This window comes from Neisseria zoodegmatis (genome assembly GCF_900187305.1).
GTDB lineage: Bacteria > Pseudomonadota > Gammaproteobacteria > Burkholderiales > Neisseriaceae > Neisseria > Neisseria zoodegmatis.
Genome location: NZ_LT906434.1, coordinates 85,458 through 100,338 on the forward strand (window position 1 = coordinate 85,458; position 14,881 = coordinate 100,338).

Genomic DNA, 14,881 nt, shown 5'->3' on the forward strand with positions numbered 1-14,881 from the left:
ATCATGCAATTTATCGACCTCGCCGCACAACAAGCCCGAATCAAAGACCAAATCGATGCCAACATCCAAAAAGTGCTGGCACACGGCGGCTATATCCTCGGCCCCGAAGTCGCCGAATTGGAAGAACAGCTCAAAGCCTATTGCGGCGCACAATACTGCATTACCTGCGCCAACGGTACCGACGCACTGCAAATCGCGCTGATGGCCTTGGGCGTGCAGGCCGGCGACGAAGTGATTACCCCCGGCTTTACCTACATCGCCACCGCCGAAACCGTGGCCCTGCTCGGTGCCAAACCCGTGTATGTCGATATCGACGAGAAAACCTACAATATCGACCCCGCCCAAATCGAAGCGGCCATCACCGACAAAACCAAAGCTATCATTCCCGTATCGCTCTACGGCCAATGCGCCGATTACGACGCCATTAACGCCATCGCCGCCAAACACAAGCTGCCGGTGATCGAAGATGCCGCCCAAAGTTTCGGTGCCACCTACAAAGGCAGAAAATCGGGCAACTTAACCACCATCGCCTGCACCAGCTTTTTCCCCAGCAAACCTCTGGGCTGCTACGGCGACGGCGGAGCGGTTTTCACCAACGATGAAACGCTGGCCACCGTTATCCGACAGATTGCCCGCCACGGCCAAGACCGCCGCTATCATCATATCCGCGTGGGCGTAAACAGCCGTTTGGATACGCTGCAAGCCGCCATCCTGCTGCCGAAACTGGCGATTCTCGAAGAAGAAATGCAGTTGCGCCAACAAGTTGCTGCCATGTATGCCGAAGCCCTGCAAGATGCGGGCATCGATGTGCCGTTTATCGAAGCACACAACCGCAGCGCCTATGCCCAATACACCATCCGCGTGAAAAACCGCGATGCCGTTCAGACGGCCTTGAAAGAAGCGGGCATTCCCACCGCCGTGCATTACCCGATTCCGCTGAACAAACAGCCCGCCGTCGCCAGCGATGCCGTGCTGCCGGTGGGCGACTTGGTGGCGCAGGAAGTGATGAGCCTGCCGATGCACCCGTATATGACGCACAAGCAAGTGCGGCAGGTGGCAGACGCACTCAAAGCCACCCTTTGACTGTTTTTCTTTTCAGACGGCCTCTCCGCTGTGTGGGAGGCCGTCTGAAAACATATTCGTATGAACATAAAAAAACTTTTAGGCTACGCACTCGGCCCGCTGGGCAGTGCCGCCATCGGTATCGTTTCGCTGCCTCTGATTTCATGGTATTTCCCCGCCGAAGACATCGGCCGCATCGTGCTGCTGCAAACCGTGTCGGCACTCACGCTCACGCTGATGGGCTTGGGCTTGGATCAATCTTATATCCGCGAATACCATGCGGCCGAAAACAAAGCGGCGTTGTTTAAAGCCGTGATTGCGCTGCCGGTTGCACTCACCGCATTGTTTGCCGCCGCCATCGGCTTGGGGCGGTTATCGTGGCCGTCTGAAAAAGTGTTCGACATCAACAGCAGCACCCTGGGACTGTTGTGCCTGCTTTTTTTCGGCGCATCGTTGCTGTCGCGCTATTTCGCGTTGATTTTGCGGATGAAAGAACGCTCGTTTGCCTTTTCGTTCAGCCAGCTCACACCCAAAGTGCTGATTTTGCTTTTAGTGTTGGTATATGTGGCGGCAGGCTTGCCTAAAGACACTTTCACGCTGGTGGCGGCTTATGTGGCGGCGCAAGTGCTTACCGTAGGCGTGCTGGCCGCCCAAACACGCGGCGAATTGGCCGCTGCCGCCCGTGCGCCGTTTTCCGCACCGCTGCTGAAAGAAAGCCTGCATTACGGCGTGCCGCTGGCTTTGGGCGGGTTGGCGTATTGGGGTTTTACTTCGATAGACCGCTTTCTGCTCAAGTCGTTAGGCGGCTTGTCGGAACTGGGGGTTTACTCGATGGCCGTCAGTTTTGGAGCGATTGCTTTAATCTTTCAGAATATTTTTTCGGTTATTTGGGCACCGATGGTATTTAAATGGGTCAAAGAAAATATCCATTTGGATAAAATCGGCGGCATCACCGAATCCATGACCGATCTGATTGCCGCTTTAATCTGCATCGTAGGCATCTGCTCGCCGATGGTCACTTGGATACTGCCGGAAAAATACGCACCGGTGCAGTTTATCCTGCTGTCGAGCATGCTGTTTCCGCTGCTCTACACGCTTACCGAAGTAACCGGCATCGGCATCAACGTGAGCAAGAAAACGTGGCTGATTACCGTGTTTTCGCTCGTTGCCCTGCTGTGCAACCTGAGCCTGCTCTACTGGCTCGTTCCCCTGCTCGGTGCGCGGGGTGCGGCAATGGCGACCGCCGTATCGTTTTGGGTGTTTTCGGTGTTGAAGTCGGAAGCGTCGATACGCCTGTGGCTGCCGCTGCCGCGCGCAAAAATATACGGAAGCACATTTTTATGCTTGGCTGCCTGCCTGAGTTATACCTACTACGGCAACAGCAGCAACTACTACTTCTTCGCCCTGTTTTGGCTGGCGGTATTGGTGTTTTTATACCTGAAACACCGTTCTGCCTTGCATCAGGCGGCCACGCAGATTAAAGGCCGTCTGAAACGCACCACGGCGGTTTGAGGCAGCATTGCGCTTACTTACGTTCGATAAGATTAAATAATAAGGCAACACAAAATGCATGTTTTGATTATTCCATCTTGGTATCCCTCGTCACCGACCGATATCAACGGCATTTTCTTCCGCCAACAGGCGCACGCTTTACAGCGCGCCGGTTTGAAAGTGGGCGTGATCGCGCCGGTGTTCCGCTCATTGCGCGGCGAACCGGCTTCCATTGTGACCGGCGGCTACGGCCAACGCTACCATCTCGACGAAGGTATTCCAACTTATCTGCACAAAAGCATGTATTTCTTTCCCCACACCCGGCTCGACCGCCTGCGGTGGCTGAACGCGGGGATGAGATTGTTCCGCCGTTATGTGCGCGAAAACGGCCTCCCCGACATCTTGCACGCACACAGTATGAATCACGCCGGCATTTTGGCGCATAAAATCCATCAAACCACAGGCATTCCCTATGTTCTGACTGAACACAGCTCCGCCCTCGCCCTTAACCGTACGCGCAAATGGCAGCGCAAAGGCATGCGGGAATCAGCGAAACAATGTGCGGCCCGCATCGCCGTAAGCCACGATTTCTGCCGCCTGCTGGAAAAGGAATATTCGGGATTGAATTGGCAATATATCCCCAACATTCTGCCCGCGAAATTCTTTCAGTCGTTTCATTTAGACGGCAAACCGAAAAACCAAGATTTTACCTTCTGTTCCGTAGCCAATTTAAAACGCAACAAGGGCTTTGACATTTTGCTGCCTGCCTTTGCAGACGCACTGAAAAAACACCCGAATCTGAAATTGAAAATCGGCGGCAGCGGTTTATTTGAGGCACAACTGCACAAAATGACCGAAGAGCTGGGCATCGGCCATGCGGTTACGTTTCTCGGCAAGCTGCAAAACGAAGAAGTGCTGGATTTGATGCGCAGCAGCGATGCCTTTGTACTCTCCAGCCGCTATGAAACTTTCGGCGTTGTCTTTATTGAAGCGTTGTCGCAAGGTTTGCCGGTGGTCGCCACCCGCTGCGGCGGCCCGAATGCACTTATCACGCCGGAAAAAGGCTTGTTGGTGCCGACTGAAAATCAAGAAGCTTTGGCAGAAGCATTGGTCTCTCTGTATGAAAACCGCCACCGCTACGATCCTGAAGCTTTGCGGAAGAGTTGCCTTGAAGAATTTGGCGAACAGAGCGTTGTCCGACAAATTATTGAACAATACCGCCGCGTTCTCAATCACACGCAAACGGAATAACAGGTATGAAAGTTAAAAATATCCATTTATACAGCCTGTTGGTTTACGGCATGTTGGGCGCCTATATGATCGGCCCTTCTTTATCGTATAAATTCGGCATACAGCGTATCGACAACTTCCTGACGATACTGTTTATTGCCCTCACTTTGCTAATTGCCCTGCTGGAAAGCAAACGCTTCCCGTCCCGTATTGCCCTACTGCTGGGCAGTTTGACGGTCATGACAGCATGGAGCGCCCTGCATTTTGGCATTTCTTTCATCAGTGGGACCCAATTTATCGATTTGATGTTTTTCATCTCGATTCCCTGCTTTTTCTACCTGCTTTATCTGATTATTTCGCGCACGGAACATCCGTTGCGGTTTGTCCGCAATTTAATCATATTTTTTTCCGCATTCATCTGTATCCCGCCTTTTATCGAAATCGGTGCAGGCATGCAGTTTGTAACCGCCGCGGAAGAGCTGGCCATCGAAGCCGGTGCAGTAAAAGGCTTGTTTTTCAACCCCAATAACTTGGCCACTACTGCCGTGTGCTTAGCTCCCGCGGTGCTGATGTTTTTCAATTTCGAAGCAGAAAACCGCAAACAGGTTTTGGCAGGTTGGGGCCTGTATCTGCTGTTGGGCATCATTATTTTCGCCAGCGCATCCCGTACCGCCATCGCCTGCTATGTATTGCTCACTTTGCTGGCGCTGATGTACCGTAAAAACGGTTTGGCTACGCTGCTTTCCGTTGTAGCGGTTTACTTGGTATTTGCCATGATTCCTTCCGAAGCCATACAAAACTTCTTGCTGTCGTTAAACAGCAATGAATTTTTAGAGCGCTTTTCCAGCCGCGTTTACCTGTTTTTATATGATTTCGAGAGTGACAGCTCCGTCTCTTCCCGCCAAGAAATTTACAATCATTTTTTAAACAACTTCCCTTTACTCATTACCGGTTACGGCCCGAAAAACTTTGCCGAATTTTTCGGCGGCCATCTCAGCAGCAGCTTGGGCTTTGAAAACCCGCACAGCTTCATCGTCGAGCTATATCTGGGCTTCGGTATCGTTTCCTTACTCGGTTTCGTCTACTATGTGGCTGGCTACATAGGCACCTTTGCCTTTGCCCAACGGTTTGACTCCAGATTTCGTGTGTTTGCCCTAAGCGCAATGGCGGTATTTTTGATCGGCGGTTTTATTCCTTCTTCGATATTAAGGCTTCCTTTCGTGTGGCTGCCCTGTTTCCTGATTGCCATCTATGCCTTGTGCGTTAAATTGCCGCAAACCTTTCAGACGGCCTCATGGTCAAAACACTTGCAACGCACCCGATAACAACAAACTAAACACAACAAAAAGCATAAGCGACAGTTTGTGACCAACCTATTCCGGCCTTTTGAAGCCTAATGGTTTTGCCGATTGGATATTTTTAATTTTATTTGCACTGCCCGTTAGATTTTTAACACCCTCAATCTGTCGAAAATCGATTAAGGGAATATTTATCTACATATATTTAGAGCCATGAAAATTATTATTACCACTTCAATGAGCGGACTGGGCGGAACGGAGCATGCTGCGTTCCGTTTGGGCAAACTGCTGTTAGATCACGGCCATACCGTTATTTTGGCGTCTTCAGACGGCCCTTTGGTCAAAGATGCCCAAGCGGCCGGCATGAAGTGGTACGACATCGATTTTTACAGCGGCAAATTAGGTTATCTGAAAGGCATGGCAGCCTACATCCGCATGCTGAAACAAGAACAGCCCGACGTGATTCACTGCCAAATGGCGCGCATTGTGCCTGCCTGCGCTGTTGCCGCAAAAATGGCTTCACCTAGAACCAAAGTGTTCTATCACGCCCGCGGGCTGGATCCGGAAACTTATCCGAAAATCGCCAAATTGTTCGACAAACTCGGCGTATATATCATCGGCAACTGCAAGCATGAGCGCAAAAAGTTGATCCGTCACGGCTTTCCCGCCTCGCGCATCGCCTATACCTACAATGCACTGCCCGTCCGCGGCACTATTCTCGACAAAAAGCCTAAAGATTATGTGATGCTGGGCACTTTATCGCGCTTGAGCAAAACACGTGCCGTTCATTTGGTGCTCGACATCACTAAAGCATTAATCGACCGCGGCCTGCCTGTGCGTTTATCAATAGCCGGTATCGGCGAAGAAACCGACAGCCTCAAAGCCCAAGCCCAAGCATTGGGCATTGCCGACAAAGTCAGTTTTCTCGGCGGCGTGCGCGATTTGCCTGCTTACTTCCAAGAAGTCGATATTCTGCTCAACACACCGATACTCATCGGCGACCACGGTGCCGGCGTAGGTAACAATATCTTAGAAGCCGGTTTGTACGAAACTCCGGTTGTGACCTACGATGGGGCGGGTATTTCGGAAATGGTGGTGGACGGCGAAACCAGCTACTGCGTTCCCACTGAAAACCAAGAGCGGTTTATCGCCGCAGTGGAAACATTGGTCAACGATGCCGCATTACGCAGCAAAATGGGTAAAGCTCTTCACGACAGAGTAACCGCCTTGTGTTCAGACGAAGAAATCTACCGCACCACCATCGCCGCCTATAATCTCTAAACACGGGGGAGCCGTCATGAAAATCGCTATTGTCGCACCTTACTGTTCACTGCCGGGGGAACCCAACTTCAACCGTTTTTGGTATTTGGCCGTATTGTTGTCGCAGTCGCACGATGTGCTGCTGCTGACCAGCAACTTCAAACATATGAACAAATCTTTCAGACGGCCTGAAATGGCAGAAGAGTCTTCTCAAGGCCGTCTGAAAGTCAAGCTCCTGCGGGAGAGCGGCTACACCAAAAACGTTTCCATTGCGCGCGTGCAAAGCCATCACGTTTTGGTTAAAGATTTCGAGCAATGGCTGGAACACTGCCGCCCCGGCGAGTGGGACGTGGTGTATTCCGCCTATCCGCTGATTGCCACCAACATTCTGCTGGGCAAACACAAAGCACGTCTAGGCTATAAATTGATTATCGACGTGCAAGACGTATGGCCGGAAGCCTTTTCCGCCGTGATTCCCACCCTGAAAAAAATTCCGCACAATCTGCTGCCTTTTGCCTCACGCGCCAATGCCGCCTATGCCTATGCCGACGGTTTGGTCGCCGTATCGCAAAGCTATCTCAACCGCGCCAAAGAAGCCAATCCGAACGTACCCGGCGAAGTGGTGTATATCGGCGCAGATTACGACAAGCTCGGCAGCGCGCAGCCCAAACATTTTGAAGGCGACAAAACCCGTTTCTTCTATTTGGGCACGCTCAGTTACAGCTACGACATGGAAACCGTATGCAAAGGCATACAGCGCTTGGTAGAAGCCGGTGAAAATGTGGAACTGCATATCATGGGCGGCGGTCCCGACTTAGACAAACTCAAACAATATGAATCCAAGTCCATCAAATTTTACGGCTACATTCCTTATGCCGAAATGATGTCGGTAGCCAAAGGATGCGATGTCGCCATCAATCCGATTCATTCTTACGCCATGCAGTCGGTAACCAACAAACTCTCAGACTATATGGCTTTGGAAAAACCGATACTCAACAGCCAAGTCAGCAGCGAAATCGATGAAATTTTAACCTTGCTGCCCCATGCGAACTACCGCTCCGGCGACGTAAACAGCTTTATTTCGGCCGCCCGCCACATACTCACACACAAAGATGATCCGGTGAACAGCGAAGAAATCGTGCGTCGCTTCAAGCGCGATATCTCCTACCGTAAAATCGTCAACCTGATTGAGAGCTTCGGCCATGAATAAAGTCATAAAACGCCTGTTTGACATCTTTGCCTCGGCGGCCGGCCTGTTGGTATTATCGCCGGTGCTGCTGATTCTTGCGTATTTAATCCGCAAGAATCTCGGCTCTCCCGTCTTTTTTATCCAAACCCGCCCCGGCAAAGACGGCAAACCTTTCGAGATGATCAAATTCCGCTCCATGCGCGATGCCGTCGATGCAGAAGGCAAGCCGCTGCCCGACAGCGAAAGGCTGACACCTTTCGGCAAAAAACTGCGTGCTTCGAGCTTGGATGAATTACCTGAGCTTTGGAATGTCTTAAAAGGAGACATGAGTTTGGTCGGCCCACGCCCTTTGCTGATGAAATACCTGCCGCTGTACAATGATTTCCAATACCGCCGCCACGAAGTCAAACCGGGCATCACCGGCTGGGCGCAGGTCAACGGGCGCAATGCTATTTCTTGGGACGAAAAATTCGCCCATGACGTTTGGTATGTCGATAACCAAAGCTTTTGGTTGGATATCAAAATCCTGCTGCTTACCGTGAAAAAAGTATTTGTACGAGAAAGCATTAACGCAGGCGAAGACGTTACCATGCCTAGTTTTACCGGAAATACCGGAAACGATGCTACCCAAGGGAAACAAGACAATGAAAACAAATAAAAACATTCTCATTCTGTCGGCCGGCCGCCGCGTAGAACTGGTTCAGGATTTCAAAACCGAAGCCGCACGTTTTTCAGACGGCATCCAAGTATTCACAACCGATTTGAATCCGGTCATGTCTGCCGCCTGCCAAGTGTCTGACGGCGCATTCAGCGTACCGCCGATTGCAGCCGACGAATACATTGATGCGGTTTTCGCAATAGCAGAAAAAAACAGTGTAGGGCTGATTATCCCGACCATCGACACCGAGCTGCAAAAACTGGCAGACGCCCGCGACCGCTTCGAGCAAGCCGGGATCCACATTATCATTTCCGACCCCGAGCTGATTACCATCTGCCGCGACAAACGCTTCACGGCCGGATTGTTCAACCGCCACGGCATCGACTCGCCGGAAATTTACGAGCGCGAAGATCTGACCTTCCCCTGCTTTGCCAAGCCTTACGACGGCAGCCGCAGCATAGGTGCGAAATATATCCACTCGGCCGAAGATTTGTCGTACGACCTGCTGAGCGACCCCAAAATCATTTTCTGCCGCTACATCGACATTACCAATGAATTTACCGAGTTTACCGTTGATTTGTATTACGACCGCGCAGGCCGTCTGAAATGTGCCGTACCGCGCGAACGCCTTGAAGTACGCTCCGGCGAAGTCAGTAAAGGTGCCACCCGCAAAAATAACCTGTATTCGCTGATGCTGGAAAAAATGCCGGTATTGGAAGGCGCGCGCGGCTGTATCACCGCCCAGTTTTTCTGTAAAGACGATACCGTTTACGGCATCGAAATCAACCCCCGTTTCGGCGGTGGCTTTCCGTTGACTTATGCGGCGGGCGGCCATTATCCCGGTTGGCTGATCAGCGAATATCTCTATGGAAAAGATATCCCGTTTTTCGACCAATGGGAAAACAACTTAATCATGCTGCGTTACGATGCGAAAGTATTGGTACATGAATAGACACAACATCAAGCCTTCGGAAAGCATTTTGGTCTTAGATTTAGACGATACGCTTTATCCAGAATACGACTATAAACTATCCGGCATACGCGCCGTGTGTAAGCACATCTCCCTGCTTTACCCCGAACACAGGGAAGACAATCTCATGGCGCAGCTGGATACAACGGGCAATAGCTGGCTCGACCAAATTTGCAGCTTATGCCGCTTCAATGAATCGGAAAAACACTCTTTATTATGGCTATATCGAACACACACACCGAACTTAACGCCATTTATGCCGTCTGAGAACTTAAAAGATATGCTGAAACCATTTCATGCCGGGATATTGCTTTCAGACGGCCGGAGCCTTACCCAGCGCTTGAAACTGCATGCGCTGGGACTTTTAGACTGTTTTGATGAAATTTTAATTTCAGAAACATTTAATTCAGAGAAACCCGATGATAAGCGCCTGACACACATACAGCAGCAATATCCCAACAAACAATATATTTATGTGGGAGACAACATTGCCAAAGATTTCGTTACTCCCAACAAATTAGGCTGGCTGACCATAGGCATTCTTCCCAAACAAAACAACATACACCAACATCAAGAAAAGCATTTTGATACGAATTACCAGCCGCAAGTGTGGCTAAACGGAATCGAAGAACTGCCCCAATTACTCGAACAATAAAACCGGCTCCAACCGGCATCACAAAACACACATCCAATAAGATTGATAAATTAAAAAATACGCAGCCCGCGTTTTGGTTCCCCCTTACGACGATGCGTATATTGAAATCGACGGCAAAAAATTCACTCTGGTCAACCGCCGGATTTTAGAAGACGTCGCCCCTAAAGATTCCACCAGCCTTTTTGCAGGACAAGCCGATGCTTAACACTTCTATCGCCCCGTGGCCTTCGTTTACCCAAGAAGAGGCCGATGCCGTATCCCGCGTATTGCTCTCCAACAAAGTCAATTATTGGACGGGCACGGAATGCCGCGAGTTTGAACAAGAATTTGCCGCCTTTGCCGGCACGCAATACGCCGTGGCACTCGGCAACGGCACGCTGGCTTTGGACGTTGCCTTGAAAGCCATGGGCATCGGTGCGGGCGACGATGTGATCGTTACCTCGCGCACGTTTTTGGCTTCCGCTTCTTCCATCGTAACCGCCGGTGCCAACCCCGTGTTTGCCGATGTGGATTTGAACAGCCAAAACATTTCCGCCGAAACCATTCAGACGGCCTTAACTCCGAACACCAAAGCCGTTATCGTGGTGCATTTGGCCGGTATGCCCGCCGAAATGGACGCGATTATGGCTTTGGCCGACAAGCACAATCTGTGGGTGATCGAAGACTGCGCCCAAGCGCACGGTGCGAAATACAAAGGCAAGCCGGTCGGCTCCATCGGCCATGTCGGCGCATGGTCGTTCTGCCAAGACAAAATCATGACCACCGGCGGCGAAGGCGGCATGGTTACCACCAACGATAAAGAGCTGTGGTCGAAAATGTGGTCGTATAAAGACCACGGCAAAAGCTACGATGCCGTGTACAACCGCCAACATCCGCCCGGCTTCCGCTGGCTGCACGAAAGTTTCGGCACCAACTGGCGCATGATGGAAATGCAGGCCGCCATCGGCCGCATTCAGCTCAAACGTATGCCGGAATGGACGGCCAAACGCCAAGCCAACGCCGCTAAGCTGGAGGCCGTCTTAAAAAACTTCGGCAGCATCCGCTTGGTGAACGTTCCCGACTACATCGAACACGCGCAATACAAATTCTATGCGTTCGTGAAACCCGAAAACCTCAAAGCAGGCTGGAGCCGCGACCGCATCGTCGAAGAATTGGGCGCGCGCAAAGTGCCGTGCTATCAGGGCAGCTGCTCGGAGGTGTATTTGGAAAAAGCTTTCGACAACACGCCGTGGCGGCCGAAAGAGCGTTTGAAAAACGCGGTGGAATTGGGCGACACCAGCCTGATGTTCTTGGTGCATCCGACCATCACGCCGGAAGAAATAGATTTCTGCTGCCGCCATATCGAAGAAGTGATGGCAGAAGCTACGGCATAAATCCTGCCTTTTCAGACGGCCTTTCAGGTTTTGAGGCCGTCTGAATATGCTGTGCAAAACCGCCCACAACAACAATAAATAACAACACCGGATAAACGATTATGAATCTGGAAACCTTACTTTCCTTGCCGCGCAACGCCAAAAAAGCATGCTTCATCATTCACGACGTATTGGTGATTTTCGTGTCTTTTTGGTTCGCGCAGAGCCTGAAGGTTAGCTACGACGCCGAATGGGTCAGCACGGCCAACTGGCTGGCATTCGCCGCCACGGCGCTGTTGACGATTTTGCTGTTTGTGAAAATGGGTCTTTACCGCGCCGTAACCCGCTATGTGAGTACGCGCATTCTCAGCACGGCGGTATTCGGCTGCATGGTTTCCGCGCTGATTTTCCTGATCAGTGTGTGGGTATTCGAGCAACGTCTGCGGCTGGCGCTGCCGGTGGTGTATTTCCTGATGCTGGTGGTGCTGGTGACCAGCTCGCGCATCATTCTTAAATCGATTCTTTCCGACCGCCGCCACCGCAAGCAGATGGCGCCGGTGATTATCTACGGCGCCGGCCAATCCGGGCGCCAACTCTTGGAAGCCATCAAACAGGTCAACGAATACAATGCCGTGGCCTTTGTGGACGACAATCCCGCCATCCAACGTACCACCATTTACGATCTGCCCGTGTACAGGCCGTCTGAATTGGAAGACCTGATCAAACGCTACGGCGTGGAGAAAATCCTGCTGGCGATTCCGAGTGCGTCGAAAGAAGAACGCAAGCTGATTGTGGAACGGTTAAAAAGCTTTTCGTGCGAAGTGCTGGCGATTCCGGGCATGAAAGATTTGGTGGACGGTAAAATCAGCATCAGCTCGCTGAAAAAGGTGTCTGTTATCGACCTGCTCGGCCGCGACCCCGTTGCGCCCCGCCCCGAACTGATGAGCGCCGATATTTCCAATAAAGTGGTGTTGGTAACGGGCGCGGGCGGTTCTATCGGTTCGGAGTTGTGCCGTCAGATTATCCGCTACCGTCCGGCCAAACTTTTGCTGTTTGAATTGTCGGAATTTTCGCTGTACAGCATCGATAAAGAGCTGCGCGAATTTCAGACGGCCTCAAACTTGGATATCGAAGTTGTGCCGCTGCTGGGTTCGGTTCAACACCGCAAACGCCTGTTCAGCATCATGGAAGCCTACGGCGTGCAAACCGTTTACCACGCCGCCGCCTACAAACACGTGCCGATGGTTGAGTTCAACACCATCGAAGGCGTGCGCAACAATGTGTACGGCACGCTCTTCTGCGCACAGGCCGCGGTAGATGCGGGTGTGGAAACTTTCGTGCTGATTTCCACCGACAAAGCCGTGCGCCCCACCAACACCATGGGCGCCAGCAAACGTATGGCCGAACTCTGCCTTCAGGCAATGGCCGCCGAAGCCGGCCAACAAACCCGTTTCTGCATGGTGCGCTTCGGCAACGTGCTCGGCTCGTCCGGCTCCGTGGTACCCGTGTTTGAGAAACAGATTGAGGCAGGCGGGCCGATTACCCTGACCCACCAAGACATTACCCGCTACTTTATGACCATCCCCGAAGCCGCCCAACTGGTGATCCAAGCCGGAGCAATGGGCAAAGGCGGCGACGTGTTCGTGCTCGACATGGGCGAATCGGTGCGGATTATCGACCTGGCCAAACAAATGATCCGCCTGAGCGGTTTGGAAGTGAAAGACGCAGAACACCCCGACGGCGACATCGAAATCAAAGTAACCGGCCTGCGCCCGGGCGAGAAACTGTATGAAGAATTGCTGATCGGCGAAGAAGTTCAACAAACCGGCCATCCCCGTATCATGACCGCCAACGAAGTCATGCTGCCGTGGGATGCCCTGTCCGACATTCTCACCCGTATGGATACGGCATGCCGCGAAATGAACCAAATGGCCCTCAGACAACTCTTATTGGAAGCACCAACCGGTTTTGCGCCCAAAGACGACATCTGCGATTTGGTTTGGCTGCAAAACCGGCAGGCCGTCTGAAAACCCCATACCGTTCAGACGGCCTGCCGCAACACCTTAAAGGATAAAACTGTGAAGACTACACTCACTGCAATCAGCTTGTCCCTGCTGGCTTTTACCGCCGGCTGTACCGTCGTGCCCGGCTCCGGCCTGCCCACGCACAACAAAACCGTGGTTTACGAAAATAACGAAACCCCGCGTGACACCGCATTAGACAGCCGCATCAATATCTACCCCATTACCCTCGGCCTGATCGAGCGTATGCAGGAACAACGCCGCGGCGCCTTGAGCAATCCCGCACTTGACCGTCAGAAATCAGCTTACCGCTACCGCGTCGGCAGCGGCGACGTATTAAACGTGATGGTATGGCACCATCCCGACCTGAACTCCCCCTCTTCGTCCGGCATGTCGGCCGAAAGCAAACAAGTAAGCAACGGCGTGTGGGTGGATGAAGCCGGTTATCTCGCCTATCCGCTGGCAGGCAAAATCTACGCCCGCGGCAAAACCCTGCCCGAACTGCAAAAAATCATCACAGGTCGTCTGAAACGCTACATCAAAAACCCGCAAGTATCGTTAACCGTGACCGAATTCCGCTCGCAACGCGTTTCCGTGTCCGGCGCAGTCGGCAAACCGGGACAGTTCCCGATTACCAACGTGCCTCTGACTTTGGTTGACGCCATCGACCAAGCAGGCGGCGCAGCCGAAAACGCCGACACCAACAACATCCGATGGACGAAAGACGGCGTAGAACGCACCATCTCGCTGCAAGACATCCGCCAACACGGCGACTTGTCGCAAAACCTGCTGTTGAGCGGCGGCGATATCGTGTATGTACCCACCACCGACAACAGCAGAGTGCATGTGATGGGCGAAGTCGGCAAACAAACCTCCCTGCGTATGGGCAGCTACGGCCTGACCCTCACGCAGGCACTGGGCGACGCGGGCGGCATCAACCAAGTAACGGCTAACGCATCCGGCGTATTCGTGATCCGCAACGTGCCCGAAGACCGGGCCAAACCGATACACGTTTACCAACTCAACCTGAAAGACGCATCAGCCTACGCATTGGCCAACCGCTTCAAACTGCGTGCCGATGACGTTGTTTATGTAACTGCCGCACCGGTATCGCGTTGGAACCGCGTAGTTTCCCAAGTAACCAACTCCGTTTCCAACATTACCTCCCTGAACAGCTCCTTCAACTGATGCCGGCCGCAAAGCCCCAGAAGCGACGCGAGATGTTTAACAAGATTTTAATCGTCTGTATCGGCAACATCTGCCGCTCGCCCACGGCGGAGCGGCTGTTGCAGCAAAAAATGCCCCACCTGCAGATATCCTCCGCAGGTTTGAAGGCTCTGGCAGGCAAAGACGCCGATCTGCAAGCCATACGCACGGCGCTGCGGCACGGCCTCATCATTGCCGGACACACCGCCCGCCAGCTTACCCCCGCCATGTGCGGGGAAGCCGATTTGATATTGGTGATGGAACCGCAGCACATCGACATGGTTGCCGACGTACTGCCTTCCGCCCGAAGCAAAACCATGCTGTTCGCCCAATGGCTGCCGCAAAAAAGCATACCCGATCCCTATATGCAAACCGAGGCGTTTTTTGAAACGGTTTACCGGAAACTGGAAGAAGCCGCCGAACAATGGGCATACAAACTGACCGTCAGACCGTAAACCCTCCCCGGTAAAAAATGAGAAGGAAAACCCG

General features: G+C 52.4%; 13 protein-coding genes and 1 pseudogene. All 14 read left to right on the forward strand.

Going from position 1 to position 14,881, the window contains the following annotated elements; all coding sequences use genetic code 11:
• The first annotated feature begins 3 nt into the window (after positions 1 to 3).
• The 14 genes and pseudogenes from CKV66_RS00455 to CKV66_RS00520 all read left to right on the forward strand — a co-directional run bounded on the left by CKV66_RS00455 (position 4) and on the right by CKV66_RS00520 (position 14,847).
• A complete protein-coding gene (locus CKV66_RS00455) occupies positions 4 to 1,083 on the forward strand; it encodes a DegT/DnrJ/EryC1/StrS family aminotransferase (RefSeq protein WP_085364164.1) in 1,080 nt (359 codons plus the stop codon).
• A gap of 60 nt (positions 1,084 to 1,143) precedes the next feature.
• Positions 1,144 to 2,574 (forward strand): lipopolysaccharide biosynthesis protein, encoded by a 1,431-nt coding sequence (locus CKV66_RS00460; RefSeq protein ID WP_085364165.1) that lies wholly within the window; start codon positions 1,144 to 1,146, stop codon positions 2,572 to 2,574.
• A 54-nt stretch (positions 2,575 to 2,628) separates the two neighbouring features.
• Positions 2,629 to 3,804, forward strand: coding sequence for a glycosyltransferase (locus CKV66_RS00465; RefSeq protein WP_085364166.1), 1,176 nt, complete (start codon positions 2,629 to 2,631; stop codon positions 3,802 to 3,804).
• Positions 3,805 to 3,809: 5 nt separating this feature from the next.
• Positions 3,810 to 5,108 carry an O-antigen ligase family protein gene (locus CKV66_RS00470; RefSeq protein WP_085364167.1) on the forward strand — a complete coding sequence of 433 codons (1,299 nt, stop codon included), beginning with the start codon at positions 3,810 to 3,812 and terminating at the stop codon, positions 5,106 to 5,108.
• Between the two features lie 186 nt (positions 5,109 to 5,294).
• Entirely contained in the window at positions 5,295 to 6,362 is a 1,068-nt protein-coding gene (locus CKV66_RS00475; RefSeq protein ID WP_085364168.1) for a glycosyltransferase family 4 protein, read from the forward strand.
• Positions 6,363 to 6,378: 16 nt separating this feature from the next.
• Positions 6,379 to 7,551 (forward strand): glycosyltransferase, encoded by a 1,173-nt coding sequence (locus CKV66_RS00480; RefSeq protein WP_085364169.1) that lies wholly within the window; start codon positions 6,379 to 6,381, stop codon positions 7,549 to 7,551.
• Positions 7,544 to 8,188: a sugar transferase gene (locus CKV66_RS00485; RefSeq protein WP_085364170.1), complete on the forward strand. Its 645-nt coding sequence runs from the start codon at positions 7,544 to 7,546 to the stop codon at positions 8,186 to 8,188. The genes CKV66_RS00480 and CKV66_RS00485 overlap by 8 nt, the downstream gene beginning before the upstream one ends.
• The gene (locus CKV66_RS00490; RefSeq protein ID WP_085364171.1) at positions 8,175 to 9,140 is read left to right on the forward strand and encodes an ATP-grasp domain-containing protein; all 966 of its coding nucleotides are present in this window, start codon (positions 8,175 to 8,177) and stop codon (positions 9,138 to 9,140) included. Before CKV66_RS00485 ends, CKV66_RS00490 begins: the two co-directional genes overlap by 14 nt.
• On the forward strand, positions 9,133 to 9,813 hold the full coding sequence (locus CKV66_RS00495) for an HAD family hydrolase (protein WP_085364172.1): 681 nt from the start codon (positions 9,133 to 9,135) through the stop codon (positions 9,811 to 9,813). Before CKV66_RS00490 ends, CKV66_RS00495 begins: the two co-directional genes overlap by 8 nt.
• 79 nt (positions 9,814 to 9,892) lie before the next feature.
• A pseudogene (locus tag CKV66_RS00500) lies at positions 9,893 to 10,018 on the forward strand (formyl transferase); the annotation flags it as partial.
• Entirely contained in the window at positions 10,011 to 11,186 is a 1,176-nt protein-coding gene (locus CKV66_RS00505) for a DegT/DnrJ/EryC1/StrS family aminotransferase (protein ID WP_085364173.1), read from the forward strand. The pseudogene CKV66_RS00500 and the gene CKV66_RS00505, both read left to right, overlap by 8 nt.
• A 101-nt stretch (positions 11,187 to 11,287) precedes the next feature.
• Complete coding sequence (locus tag CKV66_RS00510; RefSeq protein WP_085364174.1) at positions 11,288 to 13,192, forward strand: nucleoside-diphosphate sugar epimerase/dehydratase; 1,905 nt, start codon at positions 11,288 to 11,290, stop codon at positions 13,190 to 13,192.
• Positions 13,193 to 13,243: 51 nt separating this feature from the next.
• Positions 13,244 to 14,374, forward strand: a complete 1,131-nt coding sequence (locus CKV66_RS00515; protein WP_085364175.1) for a polysaccharide export protein — start codon at positions 13,244 to 13,246, stop codon at positions 14,372 to 14,374.
• 32 nt (positions 14,375 to 14,406) lie between these two features.
• The gene (locus CKV66_RS00520) at positions 14,407 to 14,847 is read left to right on the forward strand and encodes an arsenate reductase/protein-tyrosine-phosphatase family protein (RefSeq protein WP_085364190.1); all 441 of its coding nucleotides are present in this window, start codon (positions 14,407 to 14,409) and stop codon (positions 14,845 to 14,847) included.
• Positions 14,848 to 14,881: the final 34 nt, after the last annotated feature.